This window comes from Bradyrhizobium sp. LMTR 3 (assembly GCF_001693485.1).
Classification (GTDB): Bacteria; Pseudomonadota; Alphaproteobacteria; order Rhizobiales; family Xanthobacteraceae; genus Bradyrhizobium.
In genome coordinates, this window is record NZ_MAXC01000012.1 from 353,549 (window position 1) to 376,810 (window position 23,262).

The following is a 23,262-nucleotide window of genomic DNA, read 5'->3' on the forward strand; positions in this document are numbered from 1 at the left end:
TCCAAACGCCCGTTTCTGAAGGGCGTGTCAATCGAACGAAAACAACAAATCAGCGCGAGAAACTGCCGCTTGGCATCGGAGCCGGGAAAGCCGATTGTTGTGAGGATTGCACGGGCGCGGCCGATTGATCGGGCGGTGGAGCCGTGGTGCGCTTGCGCACGATCCTGGCCGGCTTGGGCGCCGGCGGCGCAGCGGCGGTGCTGCCCTCTTCCTCGGGCGCGGCGTCGGCGTCCGCAGCGGCGGGTGCGGCAGCCTGCTTGCCCTTGGATTTCGCGCCACGCTTCGATTTCGGTTCTTCCGGCGGAGGAGCCGCAGCGGCAGCCTGCGCGTTCGGGTCATCAACCTGTTGGTTGGCGCCTCTGTAGAGATCCTTCGGCACGCCCTGCTCAAGGCCCGGCACACCGTCGGGGAACACCGGTTTGCGCTCACCGGGCAGCTTCTTCTTGGTATCGAGGAAGTCGAGCAGATCGGACGGATCGAAATTGCCCATGCTGCCACAGCCTGCCAGCGCGCCTGAAAGGGCGATAAGGACGGCGGTTGCGATCAAACGTTGCGGGCGGCGCATAGTGGGTTTCCCAACTCGTTTTGCTGGCGTCAGCTCTTGGCGACCGGCGGCAGCAAGGCCTGTAGCGCTTCGGCGCGCGAGCGCAGGCTCGGCGGTGTTTCGCCGTCATTGGCGATCATATCCAGCCATTGCCGTGTCGCTGCGGCATCATTGGCACGCCAAGCCGATAGCGCCAGCAATTCGCGCGCGGTATGGCGGAACGTGGCACCCGGCGCGGCAGCGGCTTCGAGGCGTTCTTTCATGTTGGGATAGCTGGTGCTTTCCAACAGCAACTGGGCCGCGCGAATCCGCGCGAGATCCTGCTCGGCGACACCGACGCTGCGGTCAGCGGCAATCTCGTCGAACAGCTTTGCCGCGGCCTGCGGATCGCGGTTGGCGACTTCAGCCGCCATACGTAACCGTGCCAGCACGCGGTAGCCAAACGGCGCCTTCGCAACGAGATCGGCGAACGCCGCTTCGGCCTCGGCGTGCTTGTTGGCTTCCGAAAGCTCGACGGCCTTGTCGAACGCCGCCCCCGCCTCGGCAGCCTTCTTGGACTCCAGATATTGGTAGCCGCGCCAGCCGCCCACGGCGGCGATGATTAAAATCAGGCCGGCGATGATCAGAAGCGAATATCGGTCCCACAGCCTTTTGAGCTGCTCGCGACGGACCTCCTCGTCTACTTCATCAAATAATTCAGACACTTAAAGATATCCCATCCCCGGGGAACCGCAGCTTGGGCGGCAGTCTCGCGCGCCCGATCCCGCATGGCCGGGGCGTAGCCTATCGATATGGCGGTGGCAAGGCAAAGCGAGGCGGATCAAAGCGTTAACAACGGCTCGCAACCGCCTCCGAAATCGGCTGGCAATGTTGACATCGCAGTTCAAAGTTTGGCGTAATCCCGGCCGCTTCCATTGTCGATCCGTACCCGATTTTTCAGGTGTTTCATGCCTCGTCACGTGCTGGTTTCGATGCTGCTTGCCATCGGCCAGGTACCCTTGGCCGCAGCCTCTTTGGCCGACGACTTCAAGCCGAAGGCGCCCGAGACGGCCTTCTCGGGCAAGCTGCGCCCCGACATTTTGGGTATCTCGACCGAATCGAACGCCGAATCCGCCCGCGCCATTTTTGATTCACTGTTCAAGGGCCGGACCGACACCAAGACCGACATCCAGCAGCAGAAGTTCGGTGGTGCCAGCTACGTCGCCGCCTTGAATTTCACCCTCCCCGCCGGTTCGAAACAGAACGGCGAGATGCTCTCGACCAGCTTCTCCTCACCCGCGAGCGCCAACCGCGCCTATTTCGTTGCCCGCAACCTGACCTTCGCACCGGACCAGCAGCCGTCGAAGGCGGACATGATCAAGGAGATCATGGGCAAATACGGCGTGCCGACCATCGTCGGCGACCAGCATCTGTACTACATCTATCGCAAGGGCTCGATCATGTCGGTCGGCGGCAAGTACAAGGAAGCAACTGCGATCGAGGCCATCGGCAAGCCGCTCGACCCAAGGGCCGCCGTCAAGCTCAACGGCGACACCGTGCGCGGCAGTTGCGTGGCGGTCGTCAAGCGCGCCCAGACCAAGGCCAAGGAACCGGGCGCCATGCTCACCGAGGCCAAGGGCGCGAACTGCGACGGCGTGTTGAGTGTGCAGCTCGTTCCGGGCACACAGGCCGACCGTGTCGGTATCGCCCAGTTCACCCTGCTGGACGTCAAGCAGCTCGTCAGCGCCGCCGCGATCGACAGTGCCGCGCTCGCCGCCGGGCCAAGCGAGAGCGCGATGCCCAAAGGCAGCGCGCCGAAGCTCTAAGCCGCCGTGAAAGCCTCGCGGAGCTGCCGTTTCATCACCTTGCCGTTGGCGTTGCGCGGCAACGGGTCCGTCCGCAGATCCATGGTTTCCGGCACCTTGTAGTCGGACAGCCGCTCGGCGCACCAGGCGCGCAGCGCCTCGCCGCTGACGGCATTCCGCGTCACGACGACGGCATGCACGCGCTCGCCGAGCACCGGGCACGGTTTTGCGATGATCGCGCTCTCGACCACGTCAGGATGGCCTGAAAGCACCGACTCGACCTCGGCGGAATAGATCTTGAGCCCACCGCGGTTGATCATGTCCTTCTGACGATCGAACACGCGCACGAAATTCTCTTGGTCGATCGAGCCGAGATCGCCGGAATGCCAGAAGCCGGCCGTAAAACTCTCCGCCGTCGCCTTCGGATTGTTCCAGTAGCCTTTGATGACCGACCCGCCGTGAATCCAGATTTCGCCAATCTCGCCGCGCGGCAGTTCGCGGCCTTCGGCATCGACGACGATGATGGTGGCGCCCGGGCACGGCAGCCCGACGCTGTCGATATGGCTCACGACGAATTCTGCAGGCATCATGGTCGACGGCGAGGTGGTCTCGGTCGCCCCGTAGCAATTGGCGAGTCTCAGCCCCGGAATTTTCGCTGCCAACTTCTCGATGGTGGCGATCGGCATCGGCGCACCGCCAAAACCGCCGATCCGCCAGCTCGACAGATCGTAGCTGTCGAAATCCGGCTGCAGCAGGCAGAGATTGTACATCGCCGGCACCATCACGGTGTAGGTGACCCGCTCGCGCGCGGCGAGCTTCAAATATTCCGCCGCCTTGAACTCCGGCATGATGATCAGCGCGCCGGCGCAACGGACCATGGTCATGACGTTGGCGACCACGCCGGTGACATGCCCGAGCGGCACCGCGGCGATCGAGCGATCCGCGGCAGTGAGCTTCATGCACAAGACGAACAACATGGCCGAATGAATGATGGTGCAATGGGCGAGCATCGCGCCCTTTGGTCGCCCCGTGGTGCCCGACGTATAGAGGATCATGGCAGTGTCCTCTTCGCCGACCTCGATTGGTGCGGCCAGCGGCGCGTTTTGCAAGAGCTCCGAAAAGCGCGACAGCCGCGGATCGTCGTCCACCGCGATCCTATGCGTGACTTCAGGAATATCGACCGCATCCGGCACGCGATCGGCGAGCGAGGCCTCGTGGATCAGGAGCTTTGCGCCGCAATCGGTGAGCACATAGGCGATCTCGGGCTTCTGCTGGCGGGTCGAAAGCAGCACCGTCACCAGCCCGGCATGGGCCGCACCCAGCATCGTCAGCACGAATTCGATTCTATTGCCGAGCAGCAGCGCGACGCGGTCACCGCGCTGCAGGCCGAGTTTTTGAAATCCTGCTGCGATTTGCGCCGATCGCTGCGCGACCTCGCGCCATGTCATTCGCGTGGCGCCGCAGACCAGCGCCTCGCCGTCCGGGTTGGTCGCAACCGCTTCGGCCACCATCGCCGGAATGCTCTTGGGCCGTTCACAAAAGACCGAAACAATTCGGTCGCCAAAGCGCGGCTCGAGCCGCATCGCCGGGATAGAGTGCTGCGACCAGTCCATGGATGGCGCGCCCCGTCAGCTCTTCTTCATCTCGTAGACGTGCTCGGGTCCCGGGAAAGCGCGCGAGCGCACGTCGCTGGCGTAACCCTGGATCGCCGTTTCGATCGCGGGGCCGAGATTACCATAGCGGCGCACGAATTTCGGCGTCCGCGGCGACAGACCCAGCATGTCCTCGAGCACCAGTACCTGGCCATCGCAGGCCGCGCTGGCGCCGATGCCGATGGTCGGAATGGCGATGGTCTCCGTGATCTTGCGCGCCAGCGGCTCGGCGACCGCTTCGACCACGACCGAAAACGCACCAGCGTCCGAGATCGCCTGGGCGTCTTTCAGGATCGGATCCCAACTGCCCTCGTCGCGGCCCTGCGCGCGAAACGAGCCGAGCGTGTTGATCGATTGCGGCGTCAGTCCGATGTGGCCCATGACCGGCACGCCGCGCTCGGACAGGAACGCGACGGTTTCCGCCATGCGCACGCCGCCTTCGAGCTTCACCGCGCCGCAGTGGGTTTCCTTCAATATCCGCACCGCGGAATGAAACGCCTGCTCCTTCGAAGCCTCATAGGAGCCGAAGGGCATGTCCACAACGACGAGGGCATGCTTCGAGCCGCGCATCACCGCATGGCCCTGCAGGATCATCATGTCGAGCGTCACCGGCACCGTGGTCTCGAAACCGTGCATGACGTTACCGAGGGAATCGCCGACCAGAATGACGTCGCAGTGGCGATCGACCAGCGCCGCGGTATGCGCATGGTAGGACGTCAGCATCACGATCGGCTCGCCGTGCTTGCGCGCACGGATATCCGGCGCCGTTTTGCGCTTGATGGAAGATTGTACGGACATGTTAGGCTCCAACCACGGGGACGCCGATCACGACCGGATGGAACGCGAAGGCGAGCGCCAGATAGGCGACGAGACCGACCGCGACCGCGATCAAATCGTTGCCGGGACCGCCGACGGGAATCGGCGGGGCCCCGGCGTCGGAACGATATTTCAGCGAAATGCGATCGTACACCGCCCACGCGAGAAACGAGCCGAACAGGATGATCGAGCCGAGATCGCCATTGGCGAGCAGATGTGCCGCCGCCCACAGCTTGATGCCCGTCAGCATCGGGTGTTTCAGTGTCGTATAGATCCGGCCGCGGATGTAGGACGCGACAACCATGATGACCGCGGGCAGCATCAGCGCCGTGGTGATGTGCTTGAGCGCCACTGGCGGGTTCCAGACGTTGTACCATCCCGTCGCGCGATAAAGCGCAAAGCCCCAGATGATCAGCGCCAGACCAGCGAACGAAGCCAGCGCATAGCCGATCTTGTAGCCGCTCTCGCCCGTCGCGGAGATCACCTGCGCGCGCAGCTTGCGCTGCGTGGTGAGCGTGTGGACGCCGAAGAACAGGATCAGGCCCAGGATCAACACCAGCAGTCCCATGACGTGCCTCCCGTTGCGCGGCTGGTTTTCCGGATTATCCGCGTATCATTTTAAGGGCTTGGTGCGCAATGCGCCACGCGGCCGTTACGGCTTCTCCGCCTGCTTGCCTAGATCGCGGTTGTCGACGTAGCGAATCGCGATCGGCCGCCCGGCAAGCGCGCCGCCGAGCCCGGACGTGAACTTGAGCGGCGTGCAACCTGCAAGCGACGCGTTGATCGCTTTCAAGTAGGTAGCGCGGGTGTCGGCCGGAACGCCTGCCGTGGCGTAGGTCACGCGGGGCGTAGCGATGATCTCGCCCGAGCGCTTGAAGCTGAACCGAACCGACATCTGCATGCCCTGGCGCGCGTTGTCGGAAGGCGGCGGCGACCAACAGGAGCGCAACGCCGCAAAGAGCTCGCCGATCGTATCGAGATCATGATCCGGCTTCCGGTATTTCGCGGCCTGATCCTGTGGCGGCACGCTTTCGATCGTGAGTTGCAGATTCTGGCCGTACGGATAATCGATCTCGGGAATACAGGGACCTTCGTTGAACACGCTGCAAAATGACGGCGTGCAGGGCTGGCCGTCGAGCACGCTGCAGGGCGCATGCGAAAAGGGCGTGGCGTCGATCTGGCGCCGCGACTGGGCATCGGCGGCGCTCATCCCGACGAATGTGGTGACCAGGCAAACGATGATGCACCGGAACATGCGGCCTAAGTCCTAAGAGGCGACCCAACTAAGCTGATGCACGGTTCGTCCCGTATCAAGGCGGACGGTGTTCACATCCCTGCGTTCATGGCGGACAGTTCCGCAATCAGGGCCTTCTCGCTGGGCTGGTCGAGCACGCCGGCCGTATAGAGCGAGATGCCGCCATAGAGCGTAATGTAGACCTTCATCACCGCGCGGCGACGCTCGGCCGGGCTCTCGATATCCTGGCAGAATATCCGCATGGCCTGGGCGATGACCTTATGAACCGCGGCCTGCAGCGGCGGATTGTGCTTCATGGTGGCGTGCGGGCGGCTGGTCATCAGGGCATACAGCGCGCGGTTGGCGAGCGCGAAGCGGACATATTTCGCGGTGTAGTCCAGTGGCGTCTCTGCCTTGACGAGGATGGCGGCGAGCCTCGTGTAGGCCTCGGCCGCTACCGCGTCGAGCAGCGCTTCACGGTCAGTGAAATGATTGTACAGCGGGCGATGCGCGACGCCGACGGCCTCCGCGACCTCGCGCAGGCTCAGTTGCTCATGGCCGGCCGCGGCCACCAAACGGGTGGCGGCCTTCAGCGCTTCCGATTTCAGATTGCCATGGCGATAGGTCGCCCGCGGATAAGCCACGGCGTACTGGATCCCCCGCCTTCGCGGGGGACGACAGCGGAGCTTGGCGCAAAAAGCGAGCCCGACTACGCCTTCTTCTTCACGTCCTTGACGTTGGAGAAGGTGATCCCCTCAGCCCGTTCGCGGGTATAGCCCAGGTAAAACTCGTTCTTGGCCATGAACACGGGATCGCCGTCGACGTCATCGGCGATGCCCGAACCGTTGGCCGCGATGAAAGCGTCGAGCTTCTTGCGGTCGTCGGACGAAACCCAGCGGGCGAGCTGGAATTCCGAAACCTCGAATTCCACCGGCAGCGAATATTCCGCATCGAGCCGCGCCTTCAGCACGTCGAGCTGCAGCGGACCGACGACGCCCACCAGCGCCGGCGCGCCGTCGCGGGGCCGGAATACCTGCACCACGCCCTCTTCCGACATCTGCTGCAGCGCCTCTTTCAGCTTCTTGGCCTTCATCGCATCCGTCAGCCGCACGCGGCGGACGATTTCCGGCGCAAAACTCGGCACGCCGACGAAGGTGATCTCCTCGCCTTCCGTCAGCGTATCGCCGATCCGCAAGGTACCGTGGTTCGGAATGCCGACGACGTCGCCGGCAAAGGCCTCATCGGCCACCGAGCGATCCTGCGCGAAGAAGAACTGCGGCGACGACAGCGACATGTTTTTGCCGGTCCGCACCAGCTTCGCTTTCATGCCGCGGCTGAGCTTGCCGGAGCACAGCCGCGCGAACGCGATGCGGTCGCGGTGGTTCGGATCCATATTGGCCTGGATCTTGAACACGAAGGCGCTCATGCGCGGCTCGGCTGCTTCGACCTTGCGCAAATTGCTGTCCTGCGCCCGCGGCGCCGGCGCGAACTTGCCAAGACCTTCCAGCAAGTCGCCGACACCGAAATTGCGCAGCGCGCTGCCGAAATAGACCGGCGTCAAATGGCCCTCGCGAAACGCGTCCAGCTCGAACGGCTTGCAGGCTTCCGACACCAGCGCGAGTTCGTCCTTGATCTCGGCGACGTCGAGATTGGGGTTGCGGCCGGCGAGATCGGCGATGTCGATCTGCTCGGTCGCGCCGGTCTTGGCACCGCCGCCTTCGAGCAGGCGCACGCCGCCGTTGACGACGTCATAGGTGCCGAGGAAGTCGCGGCCGCGGCCGACCGGCCAGGTCATCGGCGTGGTGTCGAGCGCCAGCGTCTTTTCGATCTCGTCCAGCAGTTCGAACGTGTCGCGGCTCTCGCGGTCCATCTTGTTGATGAAGGTGATGATCGGAATGTCGCGCAGCCGGCACACCTCGAACAGCTTTCGCGTCCGCGCCTCGATGCCCTTGGCGGCGTCGATCACCATGACGGCGGAATCGACCGCGGTCAGCGTCCGGTAGGTGTCTTCGGAAAAGTCTTCGTGGCCGGGCGTGTCCAGGAGGTTGAAGACGAGGTCCTGGAATTCGAACGTCATCACCGAGGTTACGACCGAGATGCCGCGCTCGCGCTCGATCTTCATCCAGTCGGAACGGGTATTGCGCCGCTCGCCCTTGGCCTTGACCTGGCCCGCCAGGTTGATGGCGCCGCCGAACAGCAGCAGCTTTTCTGTCAGCGTGGTCTTGCCGGCGTCCGGATGGGAGATGATCGCAAACGTGCGCCGACGCGCCACTTCATCTGAGAGCGGCGAGCGGGACGGCGATTCGGCTGTAACGGCAATGTCGGACATGAGGCTCGAGCGTTTGGCAGGGAAAACCGGGCTGATCAAGCCTCATTTGGTGGTTGCGAGGGCTCCTGGCCAGTCCCATATCGGCAGCGGAAGGACGGCCTTCCAATTTTGCAGCTCATCCGCGGGGACGACCCTGCCGGGGTTCGGAGGGTTGTCATGGCTTGGATCGTGTTGTTCGTCGCCGGTCTTATGGAAGTGGGCTGGGCGATCGGCCTCAAATATACCGAGGGTTTCACACGGCTTACTCCATCCGTCCTGACGCTTGCCTGCATGGCAGGCAGTATCCTCCTGCTTGGCCTTGCCTTGAAAGCGCTGCCGATCGGAACCGCCTACGCCGTATGGACCGGCATCGGTGCGGTCGGAACGGCAATCCTTGGTATCGCGCTGTTCGGCGAGCCAGCGACCGCGGCTCGCCTCGCCTGCATCGGACTGATCGTGGCTGGTATTATCGGGCTCAAGCTGGTCACCTGATCAGCGCAGCAACAGCACCGCCCAATAGGTCAGCGCCGCCACGAATGCTGAAGCCGGAATGGTGATCACCCAGGCGTAGACGATCGAGCTCGCCACGTTCCAGCGCACCGCCGAGACCCGCCGCGCCGCGCCAACGCCGACAATGGAGCCGGTAATGGTGTGGGTTGTGGATACGGGAACCCCGAGATAGGTCGCCATGAACAGGGTCGCAGCTCCACCGGTTTCGGCGCAAAAGCCCTGCATCGGCGTCAATTTCGTGATCCGCAATCCCATGGTGCGGACGATCCGCCAGCCCCCCATCAACGTGCCGAGTCCCATCGCCGCCTGGCAGGAAATCACGACCCAGAACGGGATGGCGAAATCCGCCCCGAGATGGCCTTGCGAATACAAAAGTACCGCGATGATGCCCATGGTCTTTTGCGCGTCATTGCCGCCATGGCCGAGCGAATAGAGCGACGCCGAGACGAATTGCAGAATGCGGAAGGCGCGATCGACCGCAAACGGCGTCGAGCGCACCGACAGCCAGGACACGATCGCGACCAGCACCAGCGCCAACAGGAATCCAACCAGCGGCGACAACACGATCGCCAAGAGCGTCTTGGACAGCCCGCTCCAGACCGCGGCCGAAATCCCGGCCTTCGCCATGCCGGCGCCGACCAGTCCGCCGATCAACGCGTGCGAACTCGACGATGGAATGCCGAGCCCCCAGGTAATCAGGTTCCAGACGATCGCGCCGACCAGCGCGGCGAAGATGACGGTAGCGTCCACGACGTCGGGTTCGATAATCCCCTTGCCGATGGTATTGGCGACGTGCAGGCCAAAGACGAGGAAGGCAATGAAATTGAAGAACGCCGCCCACGCCACCGCATAATGCGGCCGCAGCACGCGGGTCGATACGATCGTGGCGATCGAATTGGCGGCGTCGTGCAGGCCGTTGAGGAAATCGAACAACAGCGCGACGCCAATTAAGAAGACCAGAATTGGAAAAGCCAGGGTGGCGTCCACTGAATTGACCCTGCCCTATACCTGTTCGATGACGATCGAGTTGATCTCGTTGGCGACGTCGTCGAAGCGGTCGGACACCTTTTCGAGATGCTTGTAAATCTCGGCGCCGACGACGAAATCCATCGAATTGCCGTTGCGGTGCTTGAGAAACAGCTCCTTCAACCCGATGTCGTGGAGATCGTCGATACGGCCCTCCAGCTTTCCGATTTCCTCGGTAATGGCGGTCAGCATTGCGACGTTACTCCCGATCGACTTCATCAGGGGAAGCGCACGGCTGACCAGATTGGCGCACTCGACCAACAGCGTAGCTATTTCGCGCATCGGAGGCTCGAACGTTCGGACCTCGAACAGCACCACCGCCTTCGCGGTCTGCTGCATCTGGTCGATCGCGTCGTCCATCGACGTGATCAGATTCTTGATGTCGCCCCGGTCGAACGGGGTAATGAAGGTGCGGCGGACCGCGGTCAGGACCTCGCGGGTGATGCCGTCGGCGTCGTGTTCGAACTGATTGACTCGCTGGCAGAATACCGGCGTCTCCTCGCCGCCGCGCATCATGTCCTGCAACGCCAGCGCGCCCTGCACGACCGTCTGGGCGTGGCGGGCAAATAAATCAAAAAACCGCTCCTCCTTGGGCAAAAAGGCACGAAACCAGCGCAGCATGAGCATTTTTCCGTCGTTCAGAAACAGCCGCGGAGCGAGCTGTCACAAAACTGTCATAGACCATTCGAGGGAAAAGCGCTCGACGTCGGGTCCCGGGAACCGGGTCATCCACCACTTTGTCGTGCGTTCCCCGGACGCAGCGCGGCGTGCAACGCTGCGCTGCTGAGCCGGGGTCCATCCCCGCCGCGGAAAGATGGGTCCCGGCACTGCGGAGCAGCGTTGCACGCTGCACCGCGTCCGAGACGCGAGATTTTAGAGGGATCGGCGGAAATAATGCGCGATCTCGCCGATGATGCCCCGGCGGAACGTCAACACGCAGGCCACGAAGATGACGCCCTGGATCACCGTCACCCATTGGCCGAAACCGGCCAGATATTGCTGCATGGCGATGATAACGAAGGCCCCGACGACCGGACCGAACACCGTGCCGAGGCCGCCGACCAGCGTCATCAGCACGATTTCACCCGACATCGTCCAGTGCACATCGGTGAGCGAAGCGTTCTGCGCCACGAACACCTTCAGCGAGCCGGCAAAGCCCGCAATCGTTCCGGAGAGGATGAAAGCGAGCAGCTTGTACTGGTCAGTCTTGTAGCCCAGCGAGATCGCGCGCTGTTCGTTCTCCCGGATCGACTTCAGCACTTCGCCGAACGGCGAGTTGATGGTGCGGTAGATCAGGAGGAAGCCGCCGAGGAACCCGGCGAGCACCACGTAGTAAAGCACCGTAGGCTTGGAGAGATTGAATATTCCAAACAGGTAGCCCTGCGGAATGCCCTGGATGCCGTCCTCGCCATGCGTGAACGGCGCCTGCAGATAGATGAAATACAGGAGCTGCGAGAGTGCCAGCGTGATCATCGAAAAGTAGATGCCCTGGCGGCGGATCGAGATGAAGCCGGTGACGACGGAAAGCGCGGCGGCGCCGGCGACGCCGACCAGAATTCCGATTTCCGGCGTTACACCCCAGACCTTGAGCGCATGCGCCGAGCAGTAGCCCGCGGTCCCCAGAAACATGGCGTGGCCGAACGACAGCAGGCCGCCATAGCCGATCAGGAGGTTGAAAGCGCAAGCAAGCAGCGCGAAGCACAGCGCCTGCATCACGAAGAACGGATAGATGCCCGTCAGGGGTACGAGTCCCAGCAGCACCGCCATCCCAGCGAACACGATCATTTCGTCGCGCATCGCTTGCGGCGTTACCGGCAGTGTGTCGTCAGTCAATGCGCTCATGTCAGGCAGCCCGTCCAGTCAGTCCCGTTGGCTTCACCAGCAACACCAGCACCATCAGGACGAACACCACGGTGTTGGAAGCTTCGGGATAAAAATACTTCGTCAGTCCCTCGATCACGCCGAGCGCAAATCCGGTGATGATCGATCCCATGATCGATCCCATGCCGCCAATCACCACCACCGCGAACACGACGATGATCAGGTCCGCGCCCATCAACGGCCGCACCTGGTTGATCGGCGCGGACAATACGCCGGCCAGCGCCGCCAAGCCGACGCCGAGGCCGTAGGTCAGCGTGATCATCCTGGGCACGTTGATGCCGAACGCGCGCACCAGGGTCGGGTTTTCAGTCGCCGCGCGCAGATTGGCGCCGAGCCGGGTCTTCTCGATCAGGAACCAGGTCGCAAGGCACACCACGAGCGAGAAGACGACGACCCAGCCGCGGTAGATCGGCAGGAACATGAATCCGAGGTTCATGCCGCCCTGTAATCCGCGGAACCCACCGACCTCCGGATAATCAGGAATCGCGTACGGCAGGCCGGACGAGCCGAAGTAATTCTGGAACACGCCCTGCACGATCAGCGCGATGCCGAACGTCAACAACAGCCCGTAGAGGTGGTCGAGACCCGCCAACCATTGCAGCATGGTCCGTTCGAGGATCATGCCGAAGATGCCGACGACAATCGGTGCGATGATCAGGGCCCACCAGTATCCAATCCCAGTGAGATGCAGCAGAAAATACGCGCAGAACGCGCCCATCATGTAGAGCGCGCCATGGGCGAAATTGATGATGTTGAGCATGCCGAAGATCACGGCGAGCCCGAGACTGAGCAGCGCGTAAAACGATCCGTTGATCAATCCCACCAAAAGCTGGGCGTAGAGAGCTTGCATCGGTTTCGCACTCAATCTCGTTATGATGCGGGGTAGCTTGGGCTGCGAGAGAAGGCCCGCCGGCATGACGCCGACGGGCCATCGTTGTTACTTCTTTACCAGCGGACAGGCGCTTTCCGACAGCGGCCGGAAGGCCTGCTCGCCCGGAGTGGTGCCGATCAGCTTGTAATAGTCCCACGGCCCCTTGGATTCGGAGGGCTTCTTGACCTCGAACAGGTAGGCCGGATGAAGCTTGCGCCCGTCGGCACGAATTGTACCCTTGCCAAACAGCGGATCATCGGTGGGCGTTTCCTTCATTTTCGCCACCACCTTGACGCCGTCGTGCGGATTGCCGCCCATTGCATCGATCGTCTTGAAATAGTGGATCAGGCCCGAATACACGCCTGCCTGCACCATCGACGGCATCGCCTTGTTCTTCATGCGCTCGGAGAAACGCTTCGAAAACGCGCGGGTGCCGTCATTCAGATCCCAGTAGAAGGTTTCCGTGAAGTTCAGGCCCTGAGCCACCTTGAGGCCCAGCGAATGAACGTCATTGATGAACAGCAGCAGTCCCGCGAGTTTCTGGCCGCCCGAGACGATGCCGAACTCCGCAGCCTGCTTGATGGTATTGGTGGTGTCGCCGCCGGCGTTTGCCATGCCGATGATCTTGGCTTTGGACGCCTGTGCCTGAAGCAGGAACGAGGAGAAGTCCGACGAATTCAGGGGGTGCCTGACGGTGCCGATAACCTTGCCGCCCGACTTAACGACGACCGCGGAAGTGTCGCGTTCCAGCGCGTGGCCAAACGCGTAGTCCGCAGTCAGGAAGTACCAGGTATCGCCACCGGCCTTCACCAGCGCCTGGCCTGTAGAGTTGGCGAGCATGTAGGTATCGTAAACCCAATGAATCGTGTTCGGCGAACACTGCGTATTGGTGAGATCCGACGTCGCCGCGCCGGTATTGATCATGATGGCGTTCTTTTCCTTCACCAGATTGTTGACCGCCAGCGCCACGCCGGAGTTCAGCACGTCCACGAAGATATCGACCTTGTCGACGTCGATCCATTGACGGGCGACGGTGGTGCCGATGTCGGGCTTGTTCTGGTGGTCGGCGGAGACGATGTCGATCTTCCAGCCCTTGGCCGCAAGACCGGAATCCTCCACTGCCATCTGGGCGGCGACCGTCGAGCCGGCGCCGCCGAGGTCGGAGTAAAGTCCGGAATTGTCGGTGAGCACGCCGATCTTGACGGTCTTGTCCTGCGCCACGGCGCTGCCTGCGGCAAGTGCCAGGGCGGTGCCGAGGAAGAGCGCTGAAATCCGATGTTTCATAGTATCTCCATTATTCCAGAGTGCAGCAAAGTACCGATTAAACGCCGAGATAAGTGTGGAGCTTGTCCATATTGGCCGACAACTCCGAATTCGCAAAACCGTCGATAACCTTACCGTGCTCGACGATGTAGTAGCGGTCGGCCACCGTGGAGGCGAAGCGGAAATTCTGTTCGACGAGCAGGATGGTAAAGCCTTCCGACTTCAGCCGCGCGATGGTGTGACCGATCTGCTGGATGATGACGGGCGCCAGGCCTTCGGTCGGCTCGTCCAGCATCAGAAACCGCGCGCCGGTGCGCAGGATTCTTGCGATTGCGAGCATTTGTTGCTCGCCGCCTGAGAGCTTGGTGCCCTGGCTGTTGAGGCGCTCCTTCAGGTTCGGAAACAATTCGAATATCTGGTCGAGCGACAGCCCGCCACTGCGCACGATCGGCGGCAGCAGCAGGTTTTCGCGCACGTCGAGGCTTGCGAAAATGCCCCGCTCCTCGGGACAGAATGCGATACCCAGGCGCGCGATCCTGTCGGACGAGGCGCGCGTGATGTCCTGACCGTTAAAACGGATCGAACCGGTACGCTTGCCGATAATTCCCATCACCGACTTCAGCGTCGTGGTCTTGCCGGCGCCGTTGCGGCCGAGCAGCGTGACCACCTCGCCGGCCTTCACATTGAAGTTGATGCCGTGAAGGATGTGGGATTCGCCGTACCAGGCTTGCAGGTCGGAAACGGAAAGAATCTCCGCGCCCGCCGGCTTGGCGGCGGCTTCGGCCATTTTCAACTCAGGCATGACCGGCCCCCAGATAGGCTTCCTTGACGCGCTCGTCCTTGGACAATTCGGCGTAGTTGCCTTGCGCCAGCACCTGGCCGCGCGTCAGCACCGTGATGATGTCGGACAGGTTGGCAACCACGGAGAGATTATGCTCGACCATCAGGATGGTGTGCCTCGCCGAGATGCGCTTGATCAGCGCCGCGATCTTGTCGATGTCTTCATGACCCATGCCCGCCATCGGCTCGTCGAGCAGCATCATTTCCGGGTCGAGCGCCAGTGTCGTCGCAATCTCCAGCGCGCGCTTGCGTCCATAGGGCATCTCGACCGCCGGTGTGTTGGCGAATTCGCTCAAGCCCACGTCGTTCAGCAGGTCGAGGGCGCGGCCGTTGAATCGGTCAAGCACGCGCTTGGAGCGCCAGAAATCGAACGAGCTTCCATGCTGGCGCTGGAGCGCGACACGAACGTTTTCCAGCGCCGTCAGGTGCGGAAACACCGCCGAAATCTGGAACGAACGCACCAACCCGAGGCGGGCCACATCGGCCGGCGCCATCGCGGTGATGTCCTGCCCCTTGTACCGGATCTGCCCTGCAGACGGCTTCAGAAACTTGGTCAACAAGTTGAAGCACGTCGTCTTGCCGGCGCCATTCGGCCCGATCAACGCATGAATGCTGCCGCGCCGTACCTTGAGGGCGACATCGCGAACGGCGAAGAAACCCGCGAATTCCTTGGTCAATCCGTGGGTTTCGAGAATGAACTCATCAGCCAAACAAATTTCCCCCTTAGCCGTCTCCGCGAGTTCGCCCGCGCGCGGCCAATTTTTTCCCTGTTCGGGCAGGCTCTCCTGGACGTCATGGAAACCGTCCCGAGCCCGCCGCCTCCGGCCGGAATATGCCGTCAACGCGATGGATTAGGCAAGGCGGAATGCTGCCACGGCCGACCGCGCGCTTGCGGTTCCGGATGCGCCATAAGTCGAATGGTGCGCCGGCTCGGCTCGGCCGGGCCACAAGCCACGCTCGACCGTAACCCTCGCGCCGGCAAGCCATCATTAACGGTGTTTTGCTGCAATCGGGCGCGCTTTCACACAATATTTTCCCCTCGGGACGCATCATCTAGCGATTTAGATCGCGTAGGAATTGCCGCCTTGAAATTTGAAAGCGCCGGACCGTCGGTCATCAAATCTATCAAGCAGCGTGACCTGCTGAACACCTGGCTGCGGCTATACGCCCGCGACCAATCGATACCGCGCACGGCGGAATACCAGCCGGCGCGGATCGAGGACGAACTTCCCGACCTGGTCCTCTACACCGTCGATGCCAGCACCCGGCCGCCGCGCCTGACCATCCAGAGCGACGGCACGCGGATGTCGACGGCTTATGGAAATACCGGCAAAGGCCGCTATCTCGACGAGTATCTCGGCGCAAGGCTCGCTCCGATCGTGATGCCCGTCTATCATGAATGCATCGCGCGCCGCCTGCCGGCCTATACCATCGCCAATATCGACGATATCTACGGGCGAATCGTCGCCTATGAGCGGCTGTTGCTGCCGTTCTCGGACGACGGCAGCGTCACCCATATCATCGCTTCGCTGAAAACCATCAGCGAGGATGGCGGCTTCGAGATCAAGAATCTGATGCGCGGAAACGACCAACTGCCGGTGCCGAAGCTTCGCACCATCATCGACCGCGATCTCTTCCATCGCGCGCCCGGCCGCATTCCATCCGGCGATGAACTCGAATTCGACTAGGCCTTCCGCCCGCGCGGCTTCGACGCGACCTCGCTCGCATAGATTTCCGGCTTGAACCCGACCAGCAATTTGCCACCGAGATCGAGCACCGGCCGCTTGATCATCGAGGGCTGCGCCAGCATCAGCGCCAACGCCTTGCGCTCGTTCAGGCCTTCCTTGTCGCCGTCGGGCAGCTTCTTGAACGTCGTACCGGCGCGGTTGAGCAGCGTTTCCCAGCCAACATCGTCGGACCATTGCTTGAGCTTGTCCTTGCCGATTCCGGCAAGCTTGTAGTCGTGAAAGTCGTAGGCCATGCCGTGGTCGTCGAGCCAGGCGCGCGCCTTTTTCATCGTGTCGCAGTTCTTGATGCCGTAGATGGTGATGGGCATTGTCGTTGCATTCCGAAATGTCGTTATTGGTCCTGCCGGACCGGATTAGAGTAAAGCAGATCGGCCGAATCTATCATAGATTGATACATCATTCCGCGCCCGGACCAGCCGATGGAATTCACCGTATTGTTTCTGGCCATAGTCGTCGTGATGCTGGTCGCCTGGCGCGGTCGGCGTCCGCTGGCGCTCGGCCTGTTCGGGGCCCTGTTGATCGCGTGCATCGCCACCTATCTGCATCACGCGACCGATACGCTGAAATTGTCGTTCTGAGGGACGCATGACCCAGGCCCGTGCCATTACGCTGAATGCACTCAGCCTCTACGCGGTGGCGCTGGTGCTGGCGGCGGCCTATGCGGCGCAGTTCATTCTTCATGAGCTGCCCTGCCCGCTCTGCCTGCTGCAGCGCATTCTGTTCGCGGCTCTCGCCGTCGGCCCGATCCTCAATATCCGCTTCGGCCCCCGTCCCAGCCATTATGCGATGTCGCTGCTGGCGGCGGTGGCAGGCGCTGTCGCGTCGACCCGGCAGGTGCTGCTGCATATCCTGCCCGGCGACGCCGGCTATGGTTCCGCGTTGCTCGGCTATCACTATTATACCTGGGCGCTGATCGGCTTCGTTACGGCGATCGTCCTGCTTGCAGCGATCCTGCTGTTCGACCGCCAGTTCGAGGAAGACCGCTCCGTTCTGCCGGCCACCGGCGGCGCCTTCGCGCAAACCGCGGTGTGGCTCGTGATCGCGCTCACGGCGGCCAATGTGGTGACCACGCTGCTCGAATGCGGCTTCGGCGCCTGCGCCGATAACCCGGTGGTGTACGAACTGCTCAAGCGCGCCGCTTAAGGCCGCTTGGGTATGTCCAGCCCGCGCTGCACCGCCGGCCGGGCGAGCCCGCGTTCCAGCCATGCCGGCACCTGCTTCAGCGCATCGAACGCGACGAGATCGCGCGCACCGTAGAAGCCGATCAGGTTGCGCACCCAGCCGAGCATGGAAATGTCGGCGATGGTATATTCGTCGTCCATGATCCATTGCCGCCCGGCGAGCCGCGTTTCCACCACATCGAGCAGGCGCTTCGACTCGGCGACATAATGCTCGAGCGGCCGCTTGTCGGCAAAGTCCTTGCCGGCGAATTTGTGGAAGAAGCCGACCTGCCCGAACATCGGCCCGATCCCGCCCATCTGGAAGTGCAGCCACTGGATGGTCTGGTATCGTCGCGCCGGATCGGCCGGCAGAAGCTTGCCGGTCTTCTCGGCGAGATATTGCAGGATCGCGCCGGACTCGAACAACGGCAGCGGTCTGCCGCCGGGACCATCCGGATCGAGGATGGCCGGTATCTTTCCGTTGGGATTCAGCGACAGGAATTCCGGCGTCTTCTGGTCATCCTTGTTGAAGTCGACCAGATGGACCTCGTAGGGCAAGTCAATCTCTTCGAGCACGATCGAAACCTTCACGCCGTTTGGAGTCGGCAGCGAATAGAGCTGAAGGCGGTCGGGATGTTTGGCGGGCCAGCGTTTGGTGATCGGGAAGGCGGAAAGATCGGACATCAAAACTCGTTTTGCATGGTTGTTGCTGCGTGGCTAATGTACGGCTGATGCCGCATATAACAAGGGTTCGCGCCGTTCATGACCGATCAACCGTCTCCGGCGAAGCTCGGCCTGACTGATGAGGAGCTTGCGGCTCACCCGACCCTGTTCGCGGCCGATGCGCTGAAGGATCAGGTCGTCGTCGTAACGGGCGGCGCCGGCGGCATCGGGCGGGCGATCGCTTGGCTGTTTGCGCGGCTGGGCGCGCATGTTGCCGTGGTCGGGCGCGACGGCGGCAAGCTCGACGCGCTCGTCACCCAATTGACGGGCCGAGGCCTCAAGGCATCCGCGCATGTCGCCGACATCAGGGAGCCCGACGCGGTCAATGCCCTGTTCGACACGATCTGGGCCGCGCGAGGCCGCCTCGACTGCCTCATCAACAGCGCCGGAGGACAATTTCCCCAAGCCGCGATCGATTTTTCCGTGAAGGGCTGGAATGCCGTCATCAACACCAATCTGAACGGCACCTGGTACATGATGCAGGCCGCCGCGCAACGCTGGCGCGACCACAAGCATCCTGGCAGCATCGTCAACATCGTGGTTGTGACGACGCATGGCCTCTACGGCATCGCGCACACGATCGCTGCACGGAGCGGCGTCATCGGGCTCTCGCGCGCCGTCGCGGTCGAATGGGCACCGCTGAACATTCGGGTCAATTGCGTGGCGCCCGGCGCGATCGAAACCGAAGGCTGGAACGTGTATTCGCCGGAGGCCCGCGCTGCCTACCCGCGCTCGAACCCGATGATGCGCACAGGCTCGCCCTGGGACGTCGCCGAAGCCACTGTCTTTCTCGCTGGTCCTTCGGCCAAATTCGTCACCGGCGAAACGCTGACCGTGGACGGCGGCGGTCAGCTCTGGGGCGAAACCTGGACCACCGGCAAGCCGGCGTATTTCGGCGGCGAGGACAAGTGACACGCTGAAAGCCGGATTCTCATGACACGCTATCGCCTCGCCATCTTCGACTTTGACGGCACGCTTGCCGACACGATCGACTGGTTTCGTGCCTCCTTTCAGGACGTGGTCGCGCGTTTCAATCTCAAACCGGTCACCCCGGGGGAGCTGGAAGGAATGCGCGGGCTGTCCGCGCGGGAAATCATGGCCCGGCTTGGCGTGTCCACGTGGCAGCTTCCGGCCATTGTGAACGACATGCGAAAGCGCAAGCTTGCGGCGGCGAACGAGACATCGCTGTTTGCCGGCATCCCGGAGATGCTCGCCGACCTTCAGCGCCTTGGCGTCAAGACCGCGATCGTCAGCTCCGACAGCGAAGCATCCGTCCGGCAGGTGCTCGGCCCCACCACGAGCCTGATCAGCCGCTTTGACTGTGGCGCCGCAGTGTTCGGAAAGCACCGGAAGTTTCGACGGGTCGCGCGACGGCTGGAGGCAAGCCCCGCGGAAACGATCTGCATCGGCGACGAGATCCGCGACATCGAAGCCGCCAAGGCGGCCGGCATGGATTCGGGCGCGGTGGCGTGGGGCTATGCCATCCCCGCCGCGCTGCAAGCGGCTGGACCAACGCATTTGTTCAACTCGATCGGGGAGATGACGCAGACGCTTGCGGCGACGAAATAGCGCCGCTGGGAACCTCCGCTGTTTCTCGCTGCCAGTGGCCATCATCGGCACAGGCACCATCGCGCGAGATGCTGATGGCCCCTCTGGCTGTGCACGAGCACGAACTCCGTTACGGTCCAGGCAACCGGTTCGATCGGATACTCATCCACGCTGCGCGCGTCATACAGCAACGTTACATGCGGCGTGAAATTCGTGCTGGCGAGCCGCCTTAATCCTCTGCGCGCCATCGCGACACCAAGCATTTGCCGAAACGACTGCAGCCGGCGCAATCCCTTCGCGCCAATCAGGACAAACGGACGATTGCCCGTTCGCCCGCGAAAGCTTGCTGTACGATCAAACGAGACCTCGAACGGTTCGGTCCGCAATTCCGTGGCCGCCTCGCACGCGGCGCAAAGCTGGCGTTCCGGCAACCCACCCAGCGAAAATAGCGAAACGTGCAGCCGGTCTGGCGCCATGAGCTTGCCATCGAATTTATGAGCGCGTTTGAGGACGCCTGCCACACGGTGGATCCGTTCCGCCGTACTCGCGTCGGGAACGACTGCGAGAAATAATCGGGCACTACCAGTGCTTGCAAACTTGTCCATGGTAGACTAGACTAGAACAGACCATGAACACGCCCCCCTTAGCAAGGGTGTCGAGCGAAAAATCGTTGTATTGTAAAACACGCTACAAATGATTACTGTTTCCTTCCTCCGGAGATTCCCTGATGGCGCGCGCTGTAAAACGGAAAGACTATCCACTGTCGATGCGACTGCCCGAAACGGACATCGCGATTATCGATCGTGCGGCTACGTTGCGCGGCCGTTCGCGCACCGATTTCGTGCGCGAAGCAGCGGTCCGCGCTGCTGAGGATATTTTGATGGAAACTGCGCCCATTCGGATGAGTCCGGCGGGTTTCAGGGCTTTTGTCGAAGTTCTTTCGCAACCTGCGCGCCCCGTACCTGAAATGGTCGAACTCTTGCAACGCAAGGCTCCGTGGGAATCCAGGAATACAAAAGCCGAGAAATAGAAGGTGGTCATTTCGGCTCCCGAACCGATTGCCGCCGATCACGATGCCTCCGAGTTTTCCTGTGGCAAGCCGTCGCTGGATCGATGGTTGAAAACACGCGCGCTCTCCAATCAAGAGAAGGGTTTCACGGCCGTCATGGTCGTGCATGAAGCCAATCGAGTCGTCGGCTATTACGGCCTTGCGCCGACGGCGGTCCTTCCCGCTACGCTGCCACGATCGATCCGCACCGGTCAGCCGCCCGACCCCGTTCCTTGCCTGTTGCTGGGACAGCTTGCGGCAGATCAAAATTACGCGAGCAAAGGAATTGGTACCGGGTTGCTTAAGCATGCGCTGCAACGTTGCGTAACAGCGGCCAGCCTGATTGGCGGCCGAGCGCTCATCGTCAATGCAGTCGACATCGAGGCCGCGGATTTCTGGAAGCGGCGCGGTTTTGTTCCCTCAAAGGATCATCCGCTGATCCTGGTCAGGTCGATCGCCGACATAGCAGCGTCGATCCGGTCTGCGGATTGACCGCCGGAAATTCATCATCGGCATTCACGTAGCACCCCCTTCTCATAACGCTTTACAGCACGCACCCATGATGCGCCGAGGAAACCAGCCGGATGTACTTGTCGTGCACCGATCCCGGTCGCACCGCGGCCAACGAGGCCGGCGCGCGCCAGTCGGCCATGCGGCGGGCGATCTCTTCCGCTGACACTTCGAGATTCACGGTGCGGGCGCCTGGGTCGATGACAATGGTGTCGCCGTCGCGCACCGCAGCGATCGGACCGCCGCGCGCAGCTTCCGGCGAGACGTGGCCGATCAGTATGCCGTGCGAGACGCCGGAAAAGCGGCCGTCGGTGATCAGCGCGACGTCCTCACCGAGACCCTGTCCCTGCAACTGAATGGTCAGCATTACCATTTCCGGCATACCGGGACCGCCCACCGGGCCGACATTGCGCACGACGATGACGTTGCCCGGCACGATCTCGCCGGCGCGGATCGCAGCCATCGTATCGGCCTCGGACTCGAATACGCGCGCGGTGCCGCGAAACTGCTCCTTCTCGAGGGTCTTGCCCGATAATTTGAGCAGGCAGCTCTCCGGTGCGAGATTGCCCTTCAAGACGCTGATGTGATTGTTCGCCGGCGCGATCGGTTTCGACACCGGAGAAACGATCTCCTGCGGCGGCATTTGCTCCAGCGTCGGAACATCGGTGAGATTTTCTGCCAGCGTCTTGCCGGTCACCGTCATGACGTCGCCATGCAAAAGGCCCGCGCGCAGCAGTTCCTTCATGACGACAGGCACGCCGCCGATCGCATGCAGGCTGCCCATCGCGAACGGGCCGTGCGGCTGCAAATTGGCGAGCAGCGGGACGCGCTCGCCGACTTGCTGGATGCGCTCGATCGTGATCGGCACCTGGGCCTCGCGCGCGACCGCGAGCAGATGCAGGTACATGTTGGTCGAGCCGCCCATCGCATAGACGGTCGTGATCGCATTTTCGAAGGCGCGCGCGGTCATGATGTCGCGTGGCCGGATGCCCGCCTGCATCAGCCGGTACAGCGCGTCGACCGAGGCGCGGGCCTGCGCGCGGACATCGGCGTGAATATCGCTGCCGGCATTATAGTCAGCGGGATGCGAGGCGCCGCGCGGCAGCATCATGCCCATTGATTCCGCGATCGTGCTCATGGTGTTGGCCGTAAACATCGCGCCACAGGTGCCGCTGCCCGGCATCACGTTGCGCTCGACTTCCAGCAGTTCCTCGCCGGAGAGGCGGCCGGACTCCTTGGCGGCGCGCGCCTCGGCGTAATCCATGATCGTCAGATTGCTACCTTTGTTCGCCCATGCGCCGAACGAAACGCGGCCCGGCGTGCTGGTGCCGGGATAGAGCACGAGGCCGAAAGCATTGGTGCGCGCCAGCGGCATCAGCGCGGCGGCTCCCGTCTTGTCGCAGCCGGAGATCACGATCATCGCATCGCCGTGGTGCGCGTAATGACCGATCTCAAAACAGTCGGCGACGACATCGCGTGAGGCGAGGCTATAGCCCGCCGTCGGCGTGCCCTGCGTCAACGCATCCGACACCGCCGGCGCGCCGACGACCAGCCCCTGCCCGCCGCGCTCGGCAAGAATTTCCACCAGGAGATCGGTGATGGCGCGAACGCGGTTGTTGCAGCGATGGGCGTTGGTCCAGGCGCTGGCGATGGTCACCACCGCACTGGTCTGCGCGGCACGGTCCGGATCAAATCCGGCGGCGCGCAGTTCGACACGCGATCGCTTCCAATAGGTGCTGCTGTCCTGCGTTGTCATCGGGCGCTCCAGGTCTTCTGATTGACTGCACGAACGTTGG

At 62.5% G+C, this 23,262-nt stretch carries 28 protein-coding genes; 9 read left to right on the plus strand and 19 right to left on the minus strand.

Annotated features, from left to right (window positions below; genetic code table 11):
- Positions 1-49: 49 nt before the first annotated feature.
- Both LMTR3_RS11220 and LMTR3_RS11225 read right to left on the minus strand, forming a co-directional pair.
- Positions 50-565 carry a hypothetical protein gene (locus LMTR3_RS11220; protein ID WP_065745090.1) on the minus strand — a complete coding sequence of 172 codons (516 nt, stop codon included), beginning with the start codon at positions 563-565 and terminating at the stop codon, positions 50-52.
- Positions 566-594: 29 nt separating this feature from the next.
- Positions 595-1,248: a tetratricopeptide repeat protein gene (locus LMTR3_RS11225; RefSeq protein WP_065745091.1), complete on the minus strand. Its 654-nt coding sequence runs from the start codon at positions 1,246-1,248 to the stop codon at positions 595-597.
- A gap of 243 nt (positions 1,249-1,491) precedes the next feature.
- Between LMTR3_RS11225 and LMTR3_RS11230 the strand changes: the two genes are divergently transcribed.
- Positions 1,492-2,349 (plus strand): hypothetical protein, encoded by an 858-nt coding sequence (locus LMTR3_RS11230; protein ID WP_065745092.1) that lies wholly within the window; start codon positions 1,492-1,494, stop codon positions 2,347-2,349.
- Here the strand turns inward: LMTR3_RS11230 and LMTR3_RS11235 are convergent.
- From LMTR3_RS11235 to LMTR3_RS11260, 6 genes are all read right to left on the minus strand, one after another.
- Complete coding sequence (locus LMTR3_RS11235) at positions 2,346-3,941, minus strand: class I adenylate-forming enzyme family protein (protein ID WP_065745093.1); 1,596 nt, start codon at positions 3,939-3,941, stop codon at positions 2,346-2,348. The two genes, LMTR3_RS11230 and LMTR3_RS11235, sit on opposite strands and share 4 nt — an antisense overlap.
- A 15-nt stretch (positions 3,942-3,956) precedes the next feature.
- On the minus strand, positions 3,957-4,778 hold the full coding sequence (gene panB, locus LMTR3_RS11240) for a 3-methyl-2-oxobutanoate hydroxymethyltransferase (RefSeq protein WP_065745094.1): 822 nt from the start codon (positions 4,776-4,778) through the stop codon (positions 3,957-3,959).
- A 1-nt stretch (position 4,779) separates the two neighbouring features.
- The gene (locus LMTR3_RS11245) at positions 4,780-5,364 is read right to left on the minus strand and encodes an NnrU family protein (protein WP_065745095.1); all 585 of its coding nucleotides are present in this window, start codon (positions 5,362-5,364) and stop codon (positions 4,780-4,782) included.
- An 84-nt stretch (positions 5,365-5,448) separates the two neighbouring features.
- Positions 5,449-6,051 (minus strand): UCP034077 family protein, encoded by a 603-nt coding sequence (locus tag LMTR3_RS11250; protein ID WP_065745096.1) that lies wholly within the window; start codon positions 6,049-6,051, stop codon positions 5,449-5,451.
- Between the two features lie 71 nt (positions 6,052-6,122).
- Positions 6,123-6,674 (minus strand): TetR/AcrR family transcriptional regulator, encoded by a 552-nt coding sequence (locus tag LMTR3_RS11255; RefSeq protein ID WP_065745097.1) that lies wholly within the window; start codon positions 6,672-6,674, stop codon positions 6,123-6,125.
- 65 nt (positions 6,675-6,739) lie between these two features.
- Positions 6,740-8,359, minus strand: a complete 1,620-nt coding sequence (locus LMTR3_RS11260) for a peptide chain release factor 3 (RefSeq protein WP_065745098.1) — start codon at positions 8,357-8,359, stop codon at positions 6,740-6,742.
- Between the two features lie 156 nt (positions 8,360-8,515).
- Between LMTR3_RS11260 and sugE the strand changes: the two genes are divergently transcribed.
- Positions 8,516-8,830, plus strand: coding sequence for a quaternary ammonium compound efflux SMR transporter SugE (sugE, locus tag LMTR3_RS11265; RefSeq protein WP_065745099.1), 315 nt, complete (start codon positions 8,516-8,518; stop codon positions 8,828-8,830).
- Here the strand turns inward: sugE and LMTR3_RS11270 are convergent, their stop codons facing one another.
- The 7 genes from LMTR3_RS11270 to LMTR3_RS11300 all read right to left on the minus strand — a co-directional run bounded on the left by LMTR3_RS11270 (position 8,831) and on the right by LMTR3_RS11300 (position 15,439).
- Positions 8,831-9,835, minus strand: a complete 1,005-nt coding sequence (locus tag LMTR3_RS11270) for an inorganic phosphate transporter (RefSeq protein WP_065745100.1) — start codon at positions 9,833-9,835, stop codon at positions 8,831-8,833.
- A 15-nt stretch (positions 9,836-9,850) separates the two neighbouring features.
- Positions 9,851-10,495 (minus strand): DUF47 domain-containing protein, encoded by a 645-nt coding sequence (locus LMTR3_RS11275; RefSeq protein ID WP_065745101.1) that lies wholly within the window; start codon positions 10,493-10,495, stop codon positions 9,851-9,853.
- Positions 10,496-10,747: 252 nt separating this feature from the next.
- Positions 10,748-11,716 carry a branched-chain amino acid ABC transporter permease gene (locus tag LMTR3_RS11280; protein WP_065745102.1) on the minus strand — a complete coding sequence of 323 codons (969 nt, stop codon included), beginning with the start codon at positions 11,714-11,716 and terminating at the stop codon, positions 10,748-10,750.
- Between the two features lies 1 nt (position 11,717).
- Positions 11,718-12,605, minus strand: coding sequence for a branched-chain amino acid ABC transporter permease (locus LMTR3_RS11285; RefSeq protein WP_028346539.1), 888 nt, complete (start codon positions 12,603-12,605; stop codon positions 11,718-11,720).
- An 87-nt stretch (positions 12,606-12,692) separates the two neighbouring features.
- Positions 12,693-13,910, minus strand: a complete 1,218-nt coding sequence (locus LMTR3_RS11290; RefSeq protein WP_065745103.1) for an ABC transporter substrate-binding protein — start codon at positions 13,908-13,910, stop codon at positions 12,693-12,695.
- A 37-nt stretch (positions 13,911-13,947) separates the two neighbouring features.
- Complete coding sequence (locus tag LMTR3_RS11295) at positions 13,948-14,691, minus strand: ABC transporter ATP-binding protein (protein WP_065745104.1); 744 nt, start codon at positions 14,689-14,691, stop codon at positions 13,948-13,950.
- Positions 14,684-15,439 carry an ABC transporter ATP-binding protein gene (locus LMTR3_RS11300; RefSeq protein WP_065745105.1) on the minus strand — a complete coding sequence of 252 codons (756 nt, stop codon included), beginning with the start codon at positions 15,437-15,439 and terminating at the stop codon, positions 14,684-14,686. The genes LMTR3_RS11295 and LMTR3_RS11300 overlap by 8 nt, the downstream gene beginning before the upstream one ends.
- A 375-nt stretch (positions 15,440-15,814) precedes the next feature.
- On the opposite strand from LMTR3_RS11300, the gene LMTR3_RS11305 reads away from it, so the two are divergent.
- Positions 15,815-16,417 carry a PAS domain-containing protein gene (locus LMTR3_RS11305; RefSeq protein ID WP_065745106.1) on the plus strand — a complete coding sequence of 201 codons (603 nt, stop codon included), beginning with the start codon at positions 15,815-15,817 and terminating at the stop codon, positions 16,415-16,417.
- Here the strand turns inward: LMTR3_RS11305 and LMTR3_RS11310 are convergent.
- Positions 16,414-16,785, minus strand: coding sequence for an ArsC family reductase (locus tag LMTR3_RS11310; RefSeq protein ID WP_065745107.1), 372 nt, complete (start codon positions 16,783-16,785; stop codon positions 16,414-16,416). The genes LMTR3_RS11305 and LMTR3_RS11310 overlap by 4 nt on opposite strands.
- Before the next feature lie 111 nt (positions 16,786-16,896).
- On the opposite strand from LMTR3_RS11310, the gene LMTR3_RS38430 reads away from it, so the two are divergent.
- Together LMTR3_RS38430 and LMTR3_RS11315 are read left to right on the plus strand one after the other, a co-directional pair.
- Positions 16,897-17,055 carry a DUF5993 family protein gene (locus LMTR3_RS38430; RefSeq protein WP_176721860.1) on the plus strand — a complete coding sequence of 53 codons (159 nt, stop codon included), beginning with the start codon at positions 16,897-16,899 and terminating at the stop codon, positions 17,053-17,055.
- Positions 17,056-17,062: 7 nt separating this feature from the next.
- Positions 17,063-17,620 (plus strand): disulfide bond formation protein B, encoded by a 558-nt coding sequence (locus LMTR3_RS11315; protein WP_065745108.1) that lies wholly within the window; start codon positions 17,063-17,065, stop codon positions 17,618-17,620.
- Here the strand turns inward: LMTR3_RS11315 and LMTR3_RS11320 are convergent.
- Positions 17,617-18,321 carry a glutathione S-transferase family protein gene (locus LMTR3_RS11320; RefSeq protein ID WP_065745109.1) on the minus strand — a complete coding sequence of 235 codons (705 nt, stop codon included), beginning with the start codon at positions 18,319-18,321 and terminating at the stop codon, positions 17,617-17,619. The two genes, LMTR3_RS11315 and LMTR3_RS11320, sit on opposite strands and share 4 nt — an antisense overlap.
- 78 nt (positions 18,322-18,399) lie before the next feature.
- On the opposite strand from LMTR3_RS11320, the gene LMTR3_RS11325 reads away from it, so the two are divergent.
- On the plus strand, positions 18,400-19,272 hold the full coding sequence (locus tag LMTR3_RS11325; protein WP_065745110.1) for an SDR family oxidoreductase: 873 nt from the start codon (positions 18,400-18,402) through the stop codon (positions 19,270-19,272).
- A 21-nt stretch (positions 19,273-19,293) separates the two neighbouring features.
- Positions 19,294-19,929: an HAD-IA family hydrolase gene (locus LMTR3_RS11330; protein ID WP_065745111.1), complete on the plus strand. Its 636-nt coding sequence runs from the start codon at positions 19,294-19,296 to the stop codon at positions 19,927-19,929.
- Positions 19,930-19,970: 41 nt separating this feature from the next.
- Here LMTR3_RS11330 and thpR read toward each other — a convergent pair whose 3' ends face one another.
- On the minus strand, positions 19,971-20,513 hold the full coding sequence (gene thpR / locus LMTR3_RS11335; protein ID WP_065745112.1) for an RNA 2',3'-cyclic phosphodiesterase: 543 nt from the start codon (positions 20,511-20,513) through the stop codon (positions 19,971-19,973).
- A 122-nt stretch (positions 20,514-20,635) separates the two neighbouring features.
- Between thpR and LMTR3_RS11340 the strand changes: the two genes are divergently transcribed.
- Both LMTR3_RS11340 and LMTR3_RS11345 read left to right on the plus strand, forming a co-directional pair.
- Positions 20,636-20,938: a type II toxin-antitoxin system TacA family antitoxin gene (locus LMTR3_RS11340; protein WP_065745113.1), complete on the plus strand. Its 303-nt coding sequence runs from the start codon at positions 20,636-20,638 to the stop codon at positions 20,936-20,938.
- A gap of 3 nt (positions 20,939-20,941) precedes the next feature.
- Positions 20,942-21,448, plus strand: coding sequence for a GNAT family N-acetyltransferase (locus LMTR3_RS11345; protein ID WP_065745114.1), 507 nt, complete (start codon positions 20,942-20,944; stop codon positions 21,446-21,448).
- Positions 21,449-21,500: 52 nt separating this feature from the next.
- Here the strand turns inward: LMTR3_RS11345 and ilvD are convergent, their stop codons facing one another.
- Positions 21,501-23,222 carry a dihydroxy-acid dehydratase gene (ilvD, locus tag LMTR3_RS11350; RefSeq protein ID WP_065745115.1) on the minus strand — a complete coding sequence of 574 codons (1,722 nt, stop codon included), beginning with the start codon at positions 23,220-23,222 and terminating at the stop codon, positions 21,501-21,503.
- Between the last annotated feature and the right edge of the window lie 40 nt (positions 23,223-23,262).